Annotated in this window: 20 protein-coding genes; 8 read left to right on the forward strand and 12 right to left on the reverse strand. The window is 64.6% G+C overall.

Annotation, left to right across the window (positions count from 1 at the left end):
• Positions 1 to 26: 26 nt before the first annotated feature.
• The 4 genes from ACLIMP_RS13730 to ACLIMP_RS13745 form a co-directional block, all read right to left on the reverse strand.
• On the reverse strand, positions 27 to 512 hold the full coding sequence (locus ACLIMP_RS13730) for an FKBP-type peptidyl-prolyl cis-trans isomerase (RefSeq protein WP_324696157.1): 486 nt from the start codon (positions 510 to 512) through the stop codon (positions 27 to 29).
• Positions 513 to 520: 8 nt separating this feature from the next.
• A complete protein-coding gene (locus tag ACLIMP_RS13735; protein ID WP_185996976.1) occupies positions 521 to 1,093 on the reverse strand; it encodes an FKBP-type peptidyl-prolyl cis-trans isomerase in 573 nt (190 codons plus the stop codon).
• 266 nt (positions 1,094 to 1,359) lie between these two features.
• A complete protein-coding gene (gene rpsU / locus ACLIMP_RS13740) occupies positions 1,360 to 1,566 on the reverse strand; it encodes a 30S ribosomal protein S21 (protein ID WP_054440590.1) in 207 nt (68 codons plus the stop codon).
• A gap of 234 nt (positions 1,567 to 1,800) precedes the next feature.
• Positions 1,801 to 2,451 (reverse strand): hypothetical protein, encoded by a 651-nt coding sequence (locus ACLIMP_RS13745; protein ID WP_324696161.1) that lies wholly within the window; start codon positions 2,449 to 2,451, stop codon positions 1,801 to 1,803.
• Between the two features lie 112 nt (positions 2,452 to 2,563).
• On the opposite strand from ACLIMP_RS13745, the gene crcB reads away from it, so the two are divergent.
• The 5 genes from crcB to ACLIMP_RS13770 are packed head-to-tail and all read left to right on the forward strand — an operon-like array spanning position 2,564 to position 5,841.
• Complete coding sequence (crcB, locus tag ACLIMP_RS13750) at positions 2,564 to 2,974, forward strand: fluoride efflux transporter CrcB (RefSeq protein ID WP_185996975.1); 411 nt, start codon at positions 2,564 to 2,566, stop codon at positions 2,972 to 2,974.
• Positions 2,971 to 4,281, forward strand: a complete 1,311-nt coding sequence (locus ACLIMP_RS13755) for an RluA family pseudouridine synthase (protein WP_054440599.1) — start codon at positions 2,971 to 2,973, stop codon at positions 4,279 to 4,281. Before crcB ends, ACLIMP_RS13755 begins: the two co-directional genes overlap by 4 nt.
• Entirely contained in the window at positions 4,278 to 4,940 is a 663-nt protein-coding gene (locus ACLIMP_RS13760) for an HAD-IA family hydrolase (protein WP_185996973.1), read from the forward strand. Before ACLIMP_RS13755 ends, ACLIMP_RS13760 begins: the two co-directional genes overlap by 4 nt.
• Complete coding sequence (locus ACLIMP_RS13765) at positions 4,937 to 5,146, forward strand: hypothetical protein (RefSeq protein WP_054440606.1); 210 nt, start codon at positions 4,937 to 4,939, stop codon at positions 5,144 to 5,146. The genes ACLIMP_RS13760 and ACLIMP_RS13765 overlap by 4 nt, the downstream gene beginning before the upstream one ends.
• On the forward strand, positions 5,143 to 5,841 hold the full coding sequence (locus ACLIMP_RS13770; protein ID WP_324696167.1) for an ATP12 family chaperone protein: 699 nt from the start codon (positions 5,143 to 5,145) through the stop codon (positions 5,839 to 5,841). The genes ACLIMP_RS13765 and ACLIMP_RS13770 overlap by 4 nt, the downstream gene beginning before the upstream one ends.
• Before the next feature lie 143 nt (positions 5,842 to 5,984).
• On the opposite strand, the gene ACLIMP_RS13775 is transcribed toward ACLIMP_RS13770, so the two are convergent.
• From ACLIMP_RS13775 to ACLIMP_RS13795, 5 genes are all read right to left on the reverse strand, one after another.
• Positions 5,985 to 6,542: an outer membrane protein gene (locus tag ACLIMP_RS13775; RefSeq protein WP_185996971.1), complete on the reverse strand. Its 558-nt coding sequence runs from the start codon at positions 6,540 to 6,542 to the stop codon at positions 5,985 to 5,987.
• A 373-nt stretch (positions 6,543 to 6,915) separates the two neighbouring features.
• Positions 6,916 to 7,539, reverse strand: coding sequence for an ABC-type transport auxiliary lipoprotein family protein (locus ACLIMP_RS13780; protein ID WP_054440694.1), 624 nt, complete (start codon positions 7,537 to 7,539; stop codon positions 6,916 to 6,918).
• A 56-nt stretch (positions 7,540 to 7,595) separates the two neighbouring features.
• The gene (locus tag ACLIMP_RS13785; protein WP_054440612.1) at positions 7,596 to 8,534 is read right to left on the reverse strand and encodes an MlaD family protein; all 939 of its coding nucleotides are present in this window, start codon (positions 8,532 to 8,534) and stop codon (positions 7,596 to 7,598) included.
• Positions 8,535 to 8,544: 10 nt separating this feature from the next.
• Positions 8,545 to 9,459 (reverse strand): ABC transporter ATP-binding protein, encoded by a 915-nt coding sequence (locus ACLIMP_RS13790; protein ID WP_082370508.1) that lies wholly within the window; start codon positions 9,457 to 9,459, stop codon positions 8,545 to 8,547.
• Positions 9,456 to 10,571, reverse strand: a complete 1,116-nt coding sequence (locus tag ACLIMP_RS13795) for an ABC transporter permease (RefSeq protein ID WP_132469327.1) — start codon at positions 10,569 to 10,571, stop codon at positions 9,456 to 9,458. Before ACLIMP_RS13795 ends, ACLIMP_RS13790 begins: the two co-directional genes overlap by 4 nt.
• A 173-nt stretch (positions 10,572 to 10,744) precedes the next feature.
• On the opposite strand from ACLIMP_RS13795, the gene ACLIMP_RS13800 reads away from it, so the two are divergent.
• The 3 genes from ACLIMP_RS13800 to ACLIMP_RS13810 all read left to right on the forward strand — a co-directional run bounded on the left by ACLIMP_RS13800 (position 10,745) and on the right by ACLIMP_RS13810 (position 16,002).
• The gene (locus ACLIMP_RS13800; protein ID WP_324696173.1) at positions 10,745 to 13,426 is read left to right on the forward strand and encodes a valine--tRNA ligase; all 2,682 of its coding nucleotides are present in this window, start codon (positions 10,745 to 10,747) and stop codon (positions 13,424 to 13,426) included.
• A gap of 391 nt (positions 13,427 to 13,817) precedes the next feature.
• A complete protein-coding gene (locus ACLIMP_RS13805; RefSeq protein ID WP_324696175.1) occupies positions 13,818 to 14,564 on the forward strand; it encodes a 7-carboxy-7-deazaguanine synthase QueE in 747 nt (248 codons plus the stop codon).
• A gap of 7 nt (positions 14,565 to 14,571) precedes the next feature.
• Positions 14,572 to 16,002 (forward strand): MATE family efflux transporter, encoded by a 1,431-nt coding sequence (locus ACLIMP_RS13810; RefSeq protein WP_082370509.1) that lies wholly within the window; start codon positions 14,572 to 14,574, stop codon positions 16,000 to 16,002.
• A 3-nt stretch (positions 16,003 to 16,005) separates the two neighbouring features.
• On the opposite strand, the gene ACLIMP_RS13815 is transcribed toward ACLIMP_RS13810, so the two are convergent.
• The 3 genes from ACLIMP_RS13815 to ACLIMP_RS13825 form a co-directional block, all read right to left on the reverse strand.
• Positions 16,006 to 17,682, reverse strand: coding sequence for an ATP-binding protein (locus ACLIMP_RS13815; protein ID WP_420719884.1), 1,677 nt, complete (start codon positions 17,680 to 17,682; stop codon positions 16,006 to 16,008).
• Positions 17,683 to 17,772: 90 nt separating this feature from the next.
• Positions 17,773 to 18,492, reverse strand: a complete 720-nt coding sequence (locus tag ACLIMP_RS13820; protein WP_132469351.1) for a TIGR02186 family protein — start codon at positions 18,490 to 18,492, stop codon at positions 17,773 to 17,775.
• Between the two features lie 44 nt (positions 18,493 to 18,536).
• Entirely contained in the window at positions 18,537 to 19,451 is a 915-nt protein-coding gene (locus tag ACLIMP_RS13825; protein WP_054440619.1) for a sulfite exporter TauE/SafE family protein, read from the reverse strand.
• Positions 19,452 to 19,470 lie beyond the last annotated feature (19 nt).

The raw sequence follows: 19,470 nt of genomic DNA on the forward strand, positions 1-19,470 counted from the left end.
GCCTCCGGGAGTGCGTCCGGCCCGGCTCATTGCGAGCCGGGTTGGGCCGGTTGCGCCTGCCCTTGCTGCGCGGCGATCATCGCGTCGAGTTCCGCGCGGGTCTTGAAGTCGAGCAGGGTCACTTCGAAGACGAGGTCGGAATTGGGCGGGATCGGCCCGCCGCCTTCCGCGCCGTAAGCCAGTTCCGCCGGGATCAGGATGCGGTAGCTGCCGCCGCGCTGCATCTGCACGAGCCCGTCGGCAAAGCCGGGAACGACTTCGCCCACGGCCATCGGCATCTGTTCGTTCTGGTCGAACACGGTGCCGTCCTTGAGCATGCCCTTGTAGTTCACCAGCACATAGTCTTCGCGGGTAGGCTTGGCGCCCTGCCCCGCGGTCAGCGTGGTGACCACGACCTGGCGTGCGGGCGCAGGAGCCGGAGAAGGTGCAGTCTGGCCCGGTGCCGCGGCCGAAGCCGCAACAGGCAGGACGACGGCCAGCGCCAGGAGCGCCGGACGGAACGTGCGGATCATGGCGGCGATCAGTGTGCCGGACCTTCGGCGCCCGGAACGGCACCGTCGGGAATCGCGCCACCCGGAATCGCACCGCCGGGAATGGCACCGCCCGGTGCGCCGCCCTGCATCTGCTGGAGCTGCTGCATCAGGCGCTGCTGCTGCTCGATCTCGGCGCGGCTCTTGAAGTCGAGCAGCTCGATTTCGAAGTTCAGGTCGGTATTGGCCGGAATCTTGCCGACCGCCTTGTCGCCGTAAGCCAGCTTGGCCGGGATCTCGACCTCGTACTTGCCGCCGCGCTGCATCTTGACGAGCGCCTTGGTGAAGCCGGGGATCACCTCATTGAGGGCCATCGGAACCTGCTGCGCCTGATCGAAGACGTTTCCGTCCGGCAGCGTGCCCTTGTAGTTGATGAGCACGACGTCAGCGATCGTCGGCGATTCGCCCGAACCGGCGGTCAGCGTCTTGACGTGGACCTGCGGCGGCAGGGCAGCATAGGCGACGCCGCCGGCGGCCAGCGCGACTGCGGCAACGCCGAGCCAGATCTTGGTCAGCGAGCCCTTGGCAATCGGCTGCAGCGGAACGCGGGTGATCTCAGTCATGGTCTAGGGCCTCGTTCGGGTTCGCCCGGCGGGTACAGCTGCGCGGTAACTGCACGGCAGATGCACAAAGGGCGCGGATGGTATTTCCGCGCCCTCATGGCTCAAGCCGGAGCGGGGTTCAAGCCGCAAGCCGAGCAATTTAAGATGTGCCAATCACAATCGTAATCATACGATCCTGACTGTAGCGCGGCATTTCCCCGCTCCTCGCTCGGAAACGAGAAAACGGATGCCGCAAACCCCGCCCGGAGACGGGGCCGACATCAATCTTACTTGACGCCGTCACGCTCCATGCGCTTGCGCTCCAGCTTACGGGCGCGGCGCACAGCAGCGGCCTTTTCGCGAGCGCGCTTTTCCGAGGGCTTCTCGAAGTGACGACGCAGCTTCATCTCGCGGTAGACGCCTTCACGCTGCAGCTTCTTCTTGAGAGCCCGAAGAGCCTGATCGACGTTATTGTCGCGGACGAGAATCTGCATAAACCGACACACCTCACAAATCGAAGGCACGAATTCCGCATTCCGACGCGGAAGGCACCTTGAAAGAAAAAACGTAATTGCACCGAATCCCTGTCGGGGTCGGCTCGAAGTTGGGGGCCGCTAGCATCGCCGAGGCCGGAAGGCAAGCAATCTTGGCGAAAGATCGGCCAAAATGCGCCCTCCACCGAGGGTGGGACTCCCCGATGGAGGGTACTCATACACCAATCCCGCGCGTCAGGCCAGTTGATCGACGATCAGACCTGCTGCCGAAACGGTGGCGGAAGTCGCCGCGGAAGCCGTGTAGGTCGCGCCTTCGGCCTGCTGGGCCTTCAGGTTCTCGATGAAGGCCTGGACCGCGGCCAGCGTGGCATCGGCCTCATCGGCTTCTTCCGTGTCATCGGTGGAATCGGTGTCGTCCGTCTCATCGGTGTCGTCCGTTTCCTCGGTCTCTTCCGTCTCGTCGGTTTCCTCGACGGACGAACCGCCGGGCGGCGGACCGCCGGCACCGCGAGGACCGCCGGGACCACCCGCGCCGCCGGGTCCACCGGGGCCGCCGGCTCCGCCGGCCTCACCGCCATCCTGCGACGCGCCCTGCGCGAACAGGGATTGCAGGGTGGAGGCCTGATCTTCGGTCAGGGTGCCGTTTTCCACCTGGTCGGAAATCAGCGAATCGATCCGATCCTTCATCTGGGAAGGGTCGAGTTTGCTGCCCGAAGACGCCGTGCCGAGCGCGTCGTCGATCGAATCGAGCGCCGATTCGAGCGCCGCGGCATCGCTGTCGCTGACCGAACCGTTGCTCACGGCGGAGGCCAGCTTGTCCTCCATGTCCTGACTCGGATTGAACAGCGTGCTCAGCGCGCTTGTGGAAGATGATATCTGCATCATTATGTCTCCTTGCGGAGTGGGGTCGCACCCAATGACACTTATAGAAGGGCCGCGTGCCGTCCGGTCGGATGGAACGATTGGAAATCCGCGCATTCACGGCTAAGGCGGCCCAATGTCCCAACCTTCCTTTCTAGCCTCCTCGCTCTTTGTGGCGCTGGGCGGCGGCGTCGGCTCATGGCTGCGCTTTCTCACCGGCCTCGGCTGGACCGCCGTGATCGGCCCGGCAAGAGCCGGTGCGTTTCCCTATGGCACCCTTACCGTCAATGTCCTTGGCAGCCTTGCCATGGGCCTGCTGGCAGGCTGGCTCCTGCGCCACACCGCAGAGGGCGAGACTGCCCGCCTGCTCATCGGTGTCGGCGTGCTGGGCGGCTTCACCACCTTTTCCTCGTTCAGCCTCGACACCATTGCCCTTGCCATGCGCGGGCAGCTCGGTCTTGCGGCTTTCTATGTCGCGATCTCGCTGATCGCGGGCTTCGCCGCGCTGTTTGCCGGCTTTTCCATCACGAAGGGAGTCGCCGCATGAGCCGCGACAATTCAGATTCCGTCCGCCAGTTCACCGTCGGCCGCGACGACGAAGACATCCGTCTCGACCGCTGGTTCAAGCGCCACCTGCCCGAAGTCGGCTTCGCGATGGTGTCGCGCTGGGCGCGCACCGGACAGATCCGTGTCGACGGCAAGCGCGCCGATGTCGACACCCGGCTCGTCGCGGGCCAGGTCCTGCGCGTGCCGCCGGGCGGCGAGGCCAAGCCCGGCCTCGGTGGCTCGCGCCCGCGCCGCGAACTGACGGAAGCAGAGATCGAACTCGCCGATTCGATGGTCCTCACGCAGGACCGCTCGGCGATCGTGCTCAACAAGCCGCCGGGCCTCGCCACGCAGGGCGGATCGGGCATGAAGGAGCACGTGGACGGCCTGCTTGACGCCTATGCGGAGAAGGGCCCGCGCCCCCGCCTCGTCCACCGGCTGGACAAGGACACTTCCGGCGTCCTGCTGATCGCCCGCACGCCCGGAAGCGCGGCGTTCTTCTCCAAGCGCTTTTCCGGGCGCACCGCCAAGAAGATCTACTGGGCGCTGGTGGTCGGCGTGCCGAGCATCAACGACGGCATGATCGAACTGCCGCTCGCCAAGCAGCCGGGCACCGGCGGCGAGAAGATGCATGTGGATGAGGAAGGCGGCCAGTCCGCCCGCACCCGTTACCGCGTGCTGGACCGTGCCGGCAACCGCGCCGCCTGGGTCGAACTGCACCCGCTGACGGGCCGTACGCACCAGTTGCGCGTCCATATGGCGGCAATCGGCCACCCGATCGTAGGTGACGGCAAGTATGGCGGGCAGGAAGCGTTTCTTTCGGGCACGATCAGCCGCAAGATGCACCTCCACGCCCGCCGGCTCATCATCGAGCACCCGGACGGCACCCCGCTGGACGTGACCGCCCCCCTGCCCGAGCATTTCGCCAATTCGCTGGCCTCGCTCGGTTTCGACGAGGCGGACGGCGCGGAACTGCCCGAATCCGCGCCGGAGTTCACCAAGGACGACGAGAAGCGCGCCGCCAAGGCTCACGCCAAGCAGTATCGCAAGGAACGCCGGGGTGAGCGCCGCTCGCGCCGCGATACCCCTTCCGACCGTCCCTCACGCGGCAAGCCCTCGGGCAAGACCGCATCGCGCCCGGGCGCAAAGTCCGCAGGCAAGCCCGGCGGAAAACCCGGCAAGACCGGTCCCGGCAGCAAGACTGGCCCCGGCGCAGCCCGATCGGCGCCTGCCCGCCCCGCCTCGCGTAAACCCGGCGGCTCGGCACCTTCCGGCGGACGGCCTTCCGGTCCGCGAGGAAAGCGGTGACCGCGGCGGTAAAGTTCGCCGTCTTCGACTGCGACGGTACCCTGGTCGACGGGCAGGCACCGATCTGCGAGGCGATGGAAGCGAGTTTCGCCCGCTTCAGCCTGCCCGCTCCCTCGCGCGGCCTGATCCGCCGCGCGGTGGGCCTCTCGTTGCCGCAGGCGATCCGGCAGCTCCTGCCCGATAGCGGCGAAGAGCAGCAAAATGCGATGGCGGAAGCCTACAAGGTCGCATTCCGACAGGCACGAGAGGAAGGGCGCGTCTCGCAACCGCTGTTTCCCGGCATCGAGGACTGCCTGCGCACTCTTCACGCGCGCGGATGGACGCTTGGCGTGGCCACCGGCATGTCGGACCGGGGCCTGGGCCACTGCCTTGCGGCCAACGGCATTTCCGACCTCTTCGTCACCCTCCAGACGGCGGATCGCCACCCCTCCAAGCCGCATCCCGCGATGCTGGAGGAAGCACTGTTCGATGCGGGCGCCCTGCCCGGCGAAACGGTGATGATCGGTGACACCGCCTATGACATGAAGATGGCGAAAGCCGCCGGAACCCGCGCCGTCGGCGTGGACTGGGGCTATCACCACCCGCGCGAACTGACCGAGGCCGGCGCCGAGAAGGTCGTCGCAGCGCCGGGCGAACTTGCGGAGTACCTCCTGGCATGACCGAACAAGATCCGGCGAGGGCCCGCTTCGCCACCATCCAGCTCGTGCGTATCTTCGGCGTCGCCTGCGTGATCGCGGGCATGGCGATCGGCGCCGAAAAGCTCGCCGCGCCGCTCTGGCTTGGATACCTCCTGATCGCCAATGGACTGATCGACGTGTTCGTCATCCCCAAGGTGCTGGCGCGCAAGTGGCGGAGCCCGAAATGAAGCGCTTCTACAAGGAGGCCTCGATCGGTGAGACCGTAGGCGGGCAGGCGTGGCGCGTGCTGCTGGACGGCCGACCGATCAAGACCGCCGGTGGCCGCCCCCAGGTCGTGCCGACAAGGGCGCTCGCGGAAGCGCTTGCCGCCGAGTGGGCGGCGCAAGGCGAACAGATCGACGCGCGGAGCTTCTATTTGCGCGATCTGGCCGACTTTGCCGTGGATGCGGTTTCGGACGACCGCGAGCAGACGATCCGCGATCTCCTGCCTTATGCCGAGACGGACACGCTCTGCTACCGCGCCGAGCCGGGCGAGGCATTTCACGAGCGCCAGCTGGCCGTGTGGGAGCCCCTGCTTGTCGAAGCGGAAACCCGCTACGACGTGCACTTCACGCGGATCTCCGGGATCATTCCCAAGCCGCAGCCAGCCGAGACGCTGGCCCGCATCGAACTCGCCCTTGCCGCCGAGAGCGACTTCTCGCTGGCCGCGCTCAAGATGCTCTCCAGCCTCGCCGCCTCGCTGGTGATCGCCATGGCTGCGATCCGGCCGGGCGCCGATGCGGAAGCGCTGTGGAAAGCCGCCAACCTGGAAGAAGACTGGCAAGTCGAGCTCTGGGGCGAAGACTGGGAAGCCGCCGAGCACCGCGCCGCGCGCTTCGAGGCGTTCAAGCTGGCCATGCGACTGGCAGAACTTTTGAGGTAGGCACAAGACGCCGGGGCCTGCCCCGGGCTTCATGGCGCCCCCTTCGCTGCTATTCCAAAGAAAAGACCCGCCCCGGACTAACCGGAGCGGGTCTTCCGAACGGTGCACGGCGTTGCCTCCGCGCGGTCCCGTTCTTCTTGAGATCAGAACTTCACGCCGAGACCGGCGAGGCCGTAATGACGGCTGAAGCCCTGTTCGTAGTTCGAATAGTTGTACTCGACCTTGCCGAACAGGTTGCCGCCGAAGTTGTGCTCGAAGCCGGCACCGAGACGGAAACCGTCAAGGTTCGTGCCGTCGCTGTCCTTGTTGGTGCCATCTGTATAGGTCACGCGCAGGCGGGCATTGGTGTAGCCGCCGAGGACGTAGAGCTTGCTGGTTTCGCCAACGTTGGTGCCGATGCGGGCAACAGCGGCAAGGTCGCGCCCGGCGCGGACGCAGAGCTTGTCACCCAGAGCGATGACGTCGCGTGCGCATTCCTTGGTCGTGCTGTCCGATACGCTCGCCTGGATACCGAAGAACAGCGCTTCACGAACCGGGAAGTCGTAACCGGCAGCAACGCCGTAAGTGAGGCCTTCCGACGAACCGCCGTCGATCGAAACGCTGTCGAGGCCGGTCTGTGCCTGAACGTAGGCCTGCGCATTGGCGGCGGCCGGAACGGCGAAAAGGGCGGCGGCAGCGCCGAGAAGGGCGATCTTGTTCATGCGTATGCTCCTGCATTCTGTTTGCCCCGCGGCATTCGTGGCGGCGGGATCGGGGGGCCGAATACAGGGCCGGGAAACCGGTTCAATACAGATGCTTGCACAGCATCGTCATAAAACTGTCATTGTGGCATGACAGCCACAACCAGAAACTCGAAAAACAAGGTAAAGTAGCGGAAATCCGCCTTTCGCAGGCGCTATTGTAAAGGCGGAAACCGCGACAGAAAATTAAATCTTCAATAGCCCTTTAAAACGCGCACGGACGATCCCAAGATGCACAATACCTTACAGATATTGTCACTTTCGGAAAGATTCCGCACAGAGTCCCGCGTTTTCAGGACGAACTCTTCCTGCGCAATCCTTGAAACCGGCACCTTCAGGCGCCGGATTTCACCCATGCAGCAACGTCCTTCGCCACGACGTTGGCAGCCTGATTGATAGCCGGCCCGATGAGGGCGGCTTCCGGCTTGATGCCCGGCACCACCGATTCGAACCGCTTGGTCACGATCGGCCCGTTGCGTTCGGTACGGATTGCATCGAAGCGCACGACGACCGAGGAAGTGGCGACGTCGTAGCCCATGTCGAGCAGGCGCCCGCCGATCAGGGTCTTGCCGGTGACTTCGAAATCGCCGCCTTCGACCACGAGCTGCCCGGTATCGGCACGCAGCGTTTCAGCCAGCAGCGAGCGGAACTGGCGGCTCGGCTTCTCGATCCACCAGGCATCCTTGAGATAGGACATGCTCGACGCATCTATCCTTACGGGAACCCGCAGCACATCGAGGCTGCGATCCGCCTCAGGGTCCAGCACGACGATGGCATCGGTAATCCGCCCCGTGGCCTGCGACCCTGCGGGAGCCTTGTCCTGCGGAGTGAGACGGAACAGCAGCTCGGGCGGCTTGGGCGCGAGGCTGATGCAACCGGAAAGCGCCAGTGCCGCCACGGCCGCTAGCGCGCCGCCGAAAATCGGGGTCTTGTGCCGGAGCTTCATCGCGGTTCCCATCGTCTTTCCCGTTGTCTTCTTCCCGGCCGAAGCACGCCCGTTCACGACTGGCGCCCTCATGGCTTGTAGGTGGGCAGCTTCTGCCCCTTAATGAGGGCGCCGGCGCCCTGCTCGTCGATCTTCTCGGTCACACTGCGCAGGGCCTTGCTGGTGGCGCGCAGATCGCGGATCGCGGCTTCGGCGGCAGGAAGCGTCTGCTGCGATACCTGGTCGAAGGCAGGCTGCGCATGCTGGAGCGTCTGGTCGAGGGTCTCCATCGACTTCTGCGCAGCACCCAGCGTCTCGCGAAGCTGGGCCGCCAGCGAATTACCCTGATCGCCCAGCAGGCTGTCCGCCTTGCCCGCCACGCCCTCGAACGCGACCAGCGTTCTGGTGGCCTGGTTCAGCGTTCCCTGAAGTTCCGCCAGCGTCTGCTTCATCTGCGGCGTCGCGGCCGAGAGATCCTTCGTCATCTTGTCGGTATTCTTGAGAATGCCGGTGATGGAACGGCGGTTCTCTTCGGACATCAGAAGGTTGAGGTTTTCTGTCAGCGTCGCCAGCCGTTCGAGCAGCAGCGGCGCGTTGGAGAGGATTTCACCCAGGCCGCCGCGCTTGGTCGGGATCACAGGCACGCCTTCCGGGCCGGGCTCGGTCAGCAGCGGCGCGCCCTTCACGGCGCCTTCGAGCTGGATGTCGGCCACGCCGGTGAAGCTGCCCTGGATCGTTGCAGTGGTGCCGACGGTGACGGGCACCTTCTTGTCCACCTTCACGCGCACGCGAATGAAGCTGGGGTCCTGCGGCCAGAGTTCGATCTCCTTGATCTGCCCGACCGGCACGCCCGCGTAATCGACGCCGGAACCCTTGGCGAGCCCGTCGACCGACTGCTTGAAGAAGATGTCATACTCGTTTCGCGCGGTGTCGTTGATCCGCGCGATCCAGATGATGAACGCCGCCAGCGTCGCCAGCAGCACCAGCGTGACGGCTCCGACCCATATGTGATTGGCCCGTGTTTCCATGCTGTGTGCCCTATGCCCCGCTTTCGTTGGTAGTATTCAGGGTCGGCGCCTCGGGGGCGGGACCGTCCTGCGCGACCGGCGCGTCATGCTGCATCGAAATCTCGTCCTTCGCGCCGAGCGCGGCACGGCCGCGCGGGCCGTTGAAGTATTCCTGTATCCACGGGTGATCGAGCGCGAGAAGTTCGGGGATCGTACCCACGGCGATCACCTGCTTGTCCGCCAGCACCGCCACGCGGTCGCAGATGGCGTGAAGCGTGTCGAGATCGTGCGTGATGAGGAACACCGTCAGGCCCAGCGTATCGGCCAGTTCGCGCGTCAGACCGTCGAAAGCGGCCGCACCGATCGGATCCAGGCCCGCGGTCGGCTCGTCGAGGAACAGCAGTTCAGGGTCGAGCGCCAGCGCCCGCGCGAGGCCGGCGCGCTTCTTCATGCCGCCCGAAAGCTCGTTCGGATACTTGAAGGCCGATTCCTCGGCCAACCCGGCGAGGCGCACCTTGAAGCGGGCGATCTCGCTGCGCAGGGTATCGTCGATCTCGGGATAGAACTGCTTGAGCGGCACTTCCACGTTCTCGCCCACGGTCAGGGTCGAAAACAGGGCCCCTCCCTGGAACAGCACGCCCCAGCGCGAGCGCAAGTCGATCCCTTCCTCGTCGGTGGAATCGCCCATGCGGTGGCCGAGCACGGTGATCTCGCCCTCGGCAGGCTGCTGCAGGCCGATGATCGAGCGCATCAGCACCGATTTGCCGGTGCCCGAACCACCGACGACGCCGAGAATTTCGCCCCTGCGGACCTTGAGCGAGAGATCGTCGTGAATGACATGCTCGCCAAAGACGTTGCGCAGCCCCTCGACGACGATGGGAAATTCGTCGGCGGGATTGTCGCCCGGCATGGGCCGTTCGGCCTCGAGGCTTGCGGTTTCGCTCATTGCCAGCCGATCTTGGTGAAGAAGATGGCGAAGAAGGCGTCGAGCACGATCACCGTGAAGATCGCCGTGACCACCGCCTGGGTAGTGCGCGCGCCGACTTCCTCTGCGTTGGAGGTCACCTGCATGCCCTGGTAGCAACCGGCGAGCGCGACGATCAGCGCGAAGACCGGCGCCTTGATCAGCCCGACCCACACATCGGTGATCGGCACCACTTCCTGGGTGCGCTGAAGGAAGGTCCAGAACGGAATGTCGAGCGCGAAATTGGCGATGAAGGCGCCGCCGATGATCGCCAGAACGGTGGAATAGAACCCCAGCAGCGGCATCATCAGCATCGCCGCCAGCACCCGCGGAACGACCAGCGCCTGCATCGGCGAAACGCCGATGGTGCGCATGGCGTCCACTTCCTCGGTCAGCTTCATCGTGCCGATCTGCGCGGCGAAGGCCGACCCGGATCGCCCCGCGACCATGATTGCGGTCATCAGAATGCCCAGTTCGCGCATCGCAAGGCGGCCGGTAAGGTTGATGGTGTAGATTTCCGCACCGAACTGCGCGAGCTGCACCGCGCCCTGCTGGGCGATGACGATGCCGATCAGGAAGCTCATCAACCCGATGATCCACAGCGAGTTGATGCCCACATGCTGCATGTGATGCACCAGCGCCGTGCCGCGCAGCCGCGAGGGATGGCGGATGGCGGTGCCCAGCGCCGAGATCAGTTCGCCGAGGAAACCCACCGAGCGGATCAGCCCGTGCCCCCAGCCGACCACGAGATCGCCGAGTTCGCCCACCGTGCGCAGCAGCAGCGGCTGCTCCGGTTCGATGTCCGCCTCTTCCTCCGGCACCTTGCCGATGGCGGCGAACAGGCGTTTCGCCTGCTCGCTCTGGCCGATCACTTCGAGGTCATGCTCGCTGGCATAGCGGCAGACGAGCCAGGCGCCCGTCGTGTCGATATCGGTTACGCCGGACATGTCCACCCGGGCGAACGGCCCGTGCAGCGCGGCCAGCTTGGCCCCGAGGTTACCCAGCGAATGAACGCGCAAGGGCCCCTTCAGCGCCACGGTCTGGACGCCATCCTGGTCGCTTTCCGACAGAGTGAATTCAGCCCATTCCCGCATGTGCGCTCGTATTGGGGGAAAATGCCTGTACCGGCAAGGGGTTCCCCCGGTGCGGCAGATTGTTCATTTCGCAATTGCAACCGTAGTGGAGCAATCTGCCTCGCGCGCGCATCTGCGCGGGTGAACTTACGGAGACTTGCGCGCGAAGCGCCGCACTGGCAAAGCGCCGCGCCATGACCGACACTCCAGAAACCGCACCCGAAGGCACCCTCGAAGCTGGGCCCGAATCTGGGCTGGCCAAGACCTTCGACCCCGCCCAGATCGAGGCGAAGTGGTACCAGCATTGGGAAAGCGAAGGGCTGTTCCGCCCCGAGCGCGCCGACGCGCAGCCGTTCACCATCGTGAACCCGCCGCCGAACGTTACCGGCTCGCTCCACATCGGCCACGCGCTGGACAATACGCTGCAGGACATCGTGATCCGTCATGAGCGCCTGAAGGGCAAGGACGCTCTCTGGGTGGTCGGCACCGACCATGCCGGCATCGCCACCCAGATGGTGGTCGAGCGCCAGATGGAGGCGAAACAGGACAAGCGCGCGAATTACACGCGTGAACAGTTCATCGAGAAGGTCTGGGAGTGGAAGGCCGAATCCGGCGGCACCATCACCGGTCAGCTGCGCCGCCTCGGCTGCTCGATGGACTGGAGCCGCGAGCAGTTCACGATGGATCCGCACTTCACCAAGGCCGTGGTCAAGGTCTTCGTGGACCTGCACAAGCAGGGCCTGATCTATCGCGACAAGCGCCTGGTGAACTGGGACCCGAAGTTCCGCACCGCCATTTCCGACCTTGAGGTCGAAACGCGCGAGACCAACGGCCACTTCTGGCACATCAAGTATCCGCTTTCGGACGGTTCGGGCCATATCCACGTCGCCACCACCCGCCCGGAAACGATGCTGGCCGACATGGCCGTGGCGGTTAATCCCGAGGACGAGCGCTACAAGGAACTGCTGGCGCGCGGCGCCACCGTCACCCTGCCGCTCACCGGCCGCGAGATTCCCATCGTCGCGGACGAGCACGCCGATCCCGAACTGGGCTCGGGCGCGGTGAAGATCACCCCGGGTCATGACTTCAACGACTTCGAGGTGGGCAAGCGCGCGGGCTTTAAGGCCGGTGACATGCTCAACATGCTCGATGCCGATGCCAAGGTCTGCCAGACGCAGGACGGCCTCGTGCCTTCGCAGTTCATCGGCATGGACCGCTTCGAGGCGCGCAAGGCGATCGTCCAGTTCCTCGAAGACGACGGCCTGCTCGAAAAGGTCGAGGACCGCGTGATCCAGACCCCGTTCGGCGACCGCAGCGGCGTGGTGATCGAACCCTGGCTGACCGATCAGTGGTACGTCGATGCGCAGACGCTGGCCGGCCCGCCGCTGGAAGCCGTGCGTTCAGGCGCCATCGAGATCGTCCCGAAGAGCTGGGAAAAGACCTTCTTCAACTGGATGGAAAACATCCAGCCCTGGTGCGTCTCGCGTCAGCTCTGGTGGGGCCACCGCATTCCGGCGTGGTTCAGCGAGGACGGCGAGATCTTCGTCGCCGAAACCGAAGAAGAAGCACAGGCACAGGCCGGCAACAAGAAGCTGACCCGCGACGAGGACGTGCTGGACACCTGGTTCTCCTCCGCGCTCTGGCCTTTCGCCACGCTCGGCTGGCCCGATGAAGACGCGCCGCTGCTGAAGAAGCATTACCCGAACGACCTGCTGGTTTCCGGCTTCGACATCCTGTTCTTCTGGGATGCGCGCATGGCGATGCAGGGCATTCACTTCATGAAGGAAGTGCCGTGGAAGCGGCTCTACCTCCATGGTCTGGTGCGTGCTGCCGACGGCCAGAAGATGTCGAAGTCCAAGGGCAACGTGGTCGATCCGCTGGGCCTGATCGACAAGTACGGCGCCGACGCGCTGCGCTTCTTCATGGCTGCCATGGAAAGCCAGGGCCGCGACGTGAAGATGGATGAAAAGCGCGTCGAAGGTTACCGCAACTTCGCCACGAAGCTGTGGAACGCCGCGCGTTTCTGCCAGTCCAACGGCATCGTCGCCAGCACCTCGATCAAGGCGCCTGAAGCCACTTCCGCCGTCAACAAGTGGATCATCGGCGAAGTCGTCGAAACCGTTGCCGCGCTGGACAAGGCCATGGCCGACCTGCGCTTCGACGCGGCTGCCAATGCGATCTACCACTTCGTGTGGAACCAGTTCTGCGACTGGTACATCGAACTGATCAAGGGCAACTTCGACGCGGAAACCAAGGCCGTCGCCGGCTGGGTGCTCGACCAGATCCTCGTCATGCTCCACCCTTTCATGCCCTTCGTCACCGAAGAGCTGTGGAGCAAGATGGGCGCGCGCGAACAGGACCTGATCGTTGCCGCATGGCCCGCGCCGGAAGCCTCGGTGGACGCCGAGGCCAAGGCCGAAGTCGAATGGCTGATCGCGCTGATCGGCAACTTGCGCGGCGCCAAGTCCGAACTCGGCATCGCGCCGGGCGCGCGCCTTACCGCCTATGTCGCCAATCCCTCGGACGCGACCCGCGCGGTGATCGGGCGTAACGGCACCGTTATCGACCGTCTGGCGCGTCTGGATGCAATCGTGTTCGAAGCGGCTCCAGCCGGTGCCGCCATGCAGGTGGGCGCGGGCGATGCGACGCTGGCGATCCCGCTGGAAGGCGTGATCGACATCGCCGCGGAGAAGGCCCGTCTGGAAAAAGCCATGGCCGCTTCGGTCAAGGAACGGGACTCGCTCGACAAGCGCCTGGGCAACCCGGCCTTCGTAGAGAAGGCCAAGCCGGAGGCCATCGATAAGGCCCGTGCCGACCATGCCCATCACTCCGCAGAGGCCGAGCGTCTGGCCGCGGCGCTGGTGCGACTGGGTTGAAGAAGTAAGGGTTAAGGCAGGGGGTCTAGACCCCCTGCCCCCCCCCAATACCGTCCAGGGCACGCGCGCAGCCTCATTGTGTGCCCTTTGCTGCCGCAGGCTATTTTGTCTCCCGGCTCTCAATGAGCGCGCAACGGCGAGGCCGGTCACGACGCAGACATTCCGGCAGACATTCCGAGGGCCTGGGGGATCATCCCCCAGGACTTCTCTCTTTTTCGTTTTCCTACACCTCACGCATCTGACACTTTCGCGCGCGTGAACGCCCTACCCTTTCTCCACGAAACCAGCCACAAGGTGACACCCTCGACGCAAGGTGACACTTTTCCCTCTGGACCGTGTAAACTGTGTCAACCTCGCCCCTCAAAATCGTAATCTTACACCGAGACGATCCGTGACCCTTGCCCTTGCCACCACCACTCCCGGCAAACCCGAAGTGTTCGCTTCGCTTCAGGGCGAAGGCGTCAGCATGGGGCGGCCGAGCACGTTCGTCCGGCTGTCGCGCTGCAATCTCGCCTGCCAGTGGTGCGACACCGCGTACACATGGCGCTTCACGGGCGACAATCGCTTCCACCGCGACGATCTGGCTTTCGAACGCAAGGCCAATCAGGTCATGGCCGAAGAGGCCGACGTGGCGCGCATGGTGGCCGACCTGCCGCCAGATCGCCTTGTCGTGACCGGGGGCGAGCCGCTGCTTCAGGGCCCGCAACTGGCGCGGATGCTGGTCGCGCTGGACGAAGCGCGGCCGGGGATGCATGTCGAAATCGAAACCAACGGATCTGTGGCCCCGCATGCGGCGCTCGATGCGCGGGTGCAGCAGTACAACGTCAGCCCGAAACTTTCGCACAGCGGCAATCCGGCCGAGCTCGCGCTGGTGCCGGAACGACTGGCGGCCTGGGCGGCCGAACCGCGTGCATGGTTCAAGTTCGTGGTGGCCGAACCTGCCGACGTGGACGAGGTCCGCGCGCTCCAGCAGCGCTACGCCATTCCCGCAGAGCGGATATTCCTGATGCCCGAGGGTCGCTCCAGCGATGTTATCCGGCAGCGGTCAGGCTGGCTCTCGGATATCTGCACGCAGGAAGGCTATCGCTTCACCGACCGCCTGCACATTCATATCTGGGGCGATACGCGGGGAACTTGAGGGGCAAATGAACGAGGCATCGCCGATCCCGACCGGGGAAACAGAACCCGAGGAAGCACCTACCCCGGCGCAAATGGCGCGGATGAAAGGCGACCTCACGCAAGGGCCGATCCTGAAGACGCTGATGCTCTTCTCGATCCCCATGCTGATTTCCAACGTTCTCCAGACCCTGAACGGATCGGTCAACGCGATCTGGGTGGGTCGGCTGCTGGGCGAAGCGGCGCTGGCGGCAACGGCCAATGCCAATGTCATCATGTTCCTGCTGTTCGCACTGGTCTTCGGCTTCGGCATGGCCACGACGGTACGCGTGGGCCAGCACTTCGGCGCGCGCGATATCGACGCGGCGCGCAAGACTTTCGGATCGGGCCTGGGCTTCTGCTTCCTGCTGTCGGGGCTCTGCGGCCTCGGCGGCTGGCTTGGCGCGGACGCCCTGCTCCATTCGCTGGGCACGCCGGACGCCAGCCGGATCGAGGCGCTCGCGTACCTGCGCGTTATCTTCGTGACCATCCCGCTCGGCTCGATGTCGATGATGGTCTCGATGGGCATGCGCGGCGCGGGCGATTCCAAGACCCCGCTCTACGCGATGATCCTGACAGTTGCGCTCGATATCGTGCTGAATCCGCTGCTCATCATCGGGCCCGGCCCGATCCCCGCGCTCGGCATCGCCGGCTCCGCCATGGCGACGGCTTTCGCGAACTTTGCCGGGCTCATCTACCAGCTCTGGCGCATTTACCGGCAGGACCTGCCGATGCGCCTGCGCGGCCCGGAACTGGGCTACCTTGCCCCGCGCGGCGCCGAACTGGCCTATGTCATCCTCAAAGGCCTGCCGATGGGCGCGCAGATGCTGCTGGTCTCTTCCGCCGGCCTCATCATGGTCAGCCTCGTCAATCGCGAAGGCCTGGATGCGGCGGCCGCCTACGGCGCCTCGCTGCAATTGTGGAACTACCTCCAGATGCCCGCCTTCGCTATCGGCTCAGCGGTCAGCGCCATGGTGGCACAGTCATTGGGTGCGGGCGACCACAAGCGCGTGGGCAAGGTGACAGAGGTGGGCCTCGTCGCGAATCTCGCCTTCTCCACGCTGGTGGCGGCACTGATCGTGGCGTTCGACCGGCCCCTGCTCGCCCTGTTCCTCGGCGGCGACAGCCCGGCCATGCCCATTGCCGAGCACATCCAGCTCGTCTGCACGGCCAGCTTCGTGATCGTCTCGATCACGATGATCCTGACCGGGACCATGCGCGCCTATGGCGCGGTGGTGGCCCCGCTCGTCATCATGTTCCTGGGCCTCTATCCCGGCCGCCTCGGCTTCTACTACCTTGCCCGCCCGTTCATCGGCAGCGAGGCGGTGTGGTGGGCCTATCCGGTCGGTTCGGTGCTGACGGTGGCCTTCACCGTCGGCTATTACCGCTGGGGCAAGTGGCGCGCCGACTTCACGGTGTAGCCGTCACCGCCCCTGCGCGCGCCACCGCTGTACCGTGCGCAGGACCATCTCCTCCTCCCCGCCCGAACTGCTCCACAGCTCGGTGAAGGAGGGATCGGCCGAGGCCGGGCGCTTGAATTCCTCGAGTTCATCGAACGAGGCGCGGATCGGGATCGTCACGCCCTCGCCGCAGATAATGCATTCGCGGTTGCGCAGTGCCGGAATCGAATCGAGGAACCCGCGCGCGCCTTCCGGCATGGCCGCCCGGACGAAGGCCTGGTCACGCTCGTTGTTGAGACGCATCGAGATGATCGTCCCGCACTGCGAGAGCACGCCCTCGGCAAGGTCGGACGGACGCTGGGTGATCAGGCCCAGCGAGATGCCGTACTTGCGGCCTTCCTTGGCAATGCGGGAGAGAATGCGCCCGACAGAGGAACCGTCGGCGTTCTTTTCGCTGGGAACGTAGCGATGCGCTTCCTCGCAAACGAGCAGGATCGGCCTCGTCTTCTCCTCCCGCGCCCAGACGGCGAAGTCGAACACCAGGCGACTTATCACGGCGACCACGGTGCTGGTGATGTCCGAAGGCACGCCGGAAACGTCGATGATCGAGATCGGCCGGCCGCGCGAAGGCAGGCGGAACAGTTTGGAGACGAACTCCGTCATCGTATCGCCCACCAGCATGCCCGAGAACATGAACTGGTAGCGCGGATCGCCCTTCAGCTCGTCGAGCTTGTTCTTGAGCCGCAAGTAAGGGGCACTGGAATGTCCCTTGTCGAGCTTGCCCATGTGATTGCCGAGAATGACCGACAGGTCGGAAAGCAGATAGGGGATCGGCGAATCCACGGTGATCTTGCCCACTTGCTCGGCGAGCCGGTTTCGCAAACGCGCTTCCATCAGGCAGCGGCCGAGAATTTCGCAATCGAGCTGCCGGTCATCGCCATGCGAGGTGACGAATATCTCGCAGTGCTCCTCGAAGTTCATCAACCAGTAGGGCATCTGCAGGTTCGAAACGTCGAGGATCACACCCGTATTGCGGAAGGCCGCGGCATATTCGCCATGCGGGTCGATCATGATGACATGGCCTTCCGGCGCCTGCTCGCAGATACGGTGCAGAATCAGCGACGCGCCAGTGGACTTGCCGGTACCGGTCGATCCCAACAGCGCGAAGTGCTTGCCCAGCAGAGCGTCGACATAGAGCCCGGCACGAATGTCGTTGGTCGGATAGACATTGCCGATCTGGATCGCTTTGCGCCCGTCACTGGCGTAGATCTGCCGCAAATCGTCAGTGCTCGCGGGATAGACCAATGCTCCCGGAGTGGGATAGCGGGTGACACCGCGCCTGAAACCATGGATCCGCCCGGTCAGACGCTCTTCCAGGCCCTCGCCCAGAAAGTCCGCCTCGGCGACGATGCCTCCGGGAATGGCGTTGTCGCTTTTCTGGTTCCGCACGCTGGCAAGCAACCAGCCGCGACCGACGCGGATCTTGATCTGGTTCCCCACCTGCCCCGAAGTCGCAACGCAGGGATCGTTATCCTGCGCCGTTTCGGCCAGGCGGTTGAGGTCGAAGGCGATGCGGGTTCCGGCGCCGGAAATCTCGAGCACCACACCGATCGGCTCCCGACCGGTATCGCTTCGCGCCGCATTCGGCGCAAGCTGCTCTCCCTGCGACGTCCGCGCGGGATCGAAGCCTTCCACTCGCATCTGATTCATCAAGCCCCCGAACAGAAAATTCGTCGGGCATGGCTAGTCCGGCACAGTTAATTTCCGGCTAAGCCCTTGCTTCGCTCAAACTCAACGCAAGGCGAACAGGCGTCCGGCAAGCCAACCCATGCCCACGGACACCAGGACCGCCAGCAAGCCATAGGCAAAGCCGTAATTTTCGGAGAAGTCGGCGATGGCCAGTTCGAAACCCTGCTTGCGGACCTGCACCTGGCTGCTGGCCGAAGCAACGACACGCCCCTTTGAAATCGCGAAAGTCTCGGCCGTATAAGTCCCGGTCGGCACTCGCGAGGGTAGGCCGATGCGGGCCTGATAGAGCACCTGCTCACTCACCTTCACCCCGCCCTCCTCTTCGCGATACAGGCCATTGCGGCGATTGAGATCGACGAGCCCATCGGAAAAGCGGGTCTGCTCAGCGGGATCGATGGCGCCGATCGGCGAAAGTTGCAGCCACTTCAGGCCGAGTTCGTAAATCGCCGCCGTCTTGTCGTCGACGATATCTTTGATCGGCCGGGTAGAAGCGAACGCATAATAGGAAGGTGCCGAGCGAAGCTCCGTACTGTCGGCATTGATCCAGATGCCCGCGACCTTCTGCTTCTCACGCAGGACGATCGACTGCGTCGGCCCCTTCAGCACGATGACGATGTCGTAGTCCTGCGCCGCGCGCGACCCTTCCGGCGTCAGGATAGCACCGAACAGCAGCAGTTCGGTTCCGGTGAACCCCTGTTGCAGGTCTACTTCGTGCTGCGATATTTCAGGTACGAGGATGGGGTCCCGGGCACCTCCCAGCATGACCAATGCGGCCAGTGCGAAACCTGCCGAAACAAGCCGGTCCTTCACAGGGGGGCAACCGTGTAGATCTCATCCGGACGGTAACCCAGCCCGATGGCCATCCGTCCGGCAACCAGCAGCACGATGATGGCAAGCACCAGGCGCAGCTTCACCGGACTGGCTTTCTGGGCGAACTGCGCGCCAAGTTGCGCGCCCGTCACCGAGCCCAGCAGCAACAGGGAGGCCAGCACGATGTCCACCGCATGTGTGGTCATGGAATGCATCATCGTGGTGGCCATAGTGACGAACAGGATCTGGAACAGCGAAGTGCCCACGACGACGTTGGCACTCATGCCCAGGATATAGAGCATCGCCGGCACGAGAATGAAGCCGCCGCCGACCCCCATCAGCATTGTCAGGATGCCTGTGCCGATTCCCAGCAGGAGCGGTGCCAAAGGCGAGATGTAGAGACCCGAGCGATAGAACCGCCACCGCATCGGCAAGCTTGCAACCATCGGATGGTGCCGCCGCTTTCTTGCCGCGATGGGAATGCCGGAACGCTCGGCCCGGATGGTCTGGATGCTCTCCTTGGCCATCAGACCGCCAATGGAGCCGAGCATCAGTACGTAGAGGATATTGATGACCGTATCGATCTGGCCGAGCCGCTGCAGCAGGCTGAACAGCAGGGCGCCGATACCGGTGCCAATGATGCCCCCGGCAACCATGACCGTGCCCATGTGATAATCCACGCCGCCGCGCCGGGTATGGGCGAAAACGCCCGAAACGCTTGCCCCCGTCACCTGACTGGCCGCCGAGGCGGCCGCCACCGTGGGCGGGATGCCGTAGAAGATCATCAGCGGCGTGGTGAGAAACCCGCCGCCCACGCCGAACATGCCCGAAAGCAGGCCAGTGATCGCTCCTAGTCCAACGATGATGATCCCGTTGACCGAGAGATTGGCTATGGGGAGATAGACATCCATTCCACCCCTCTCGCTACCG

It is taken from the genome of Novosphingobium aeonii, from assembly GCF_052279045.1.
In the GTDB taxonomy this organism is placed as follows: Bacteria; Pseudomonadota; Alphaproteobacteria; order Sphingomonadales; family Sphingomonadaceae; genus Novosphingobium.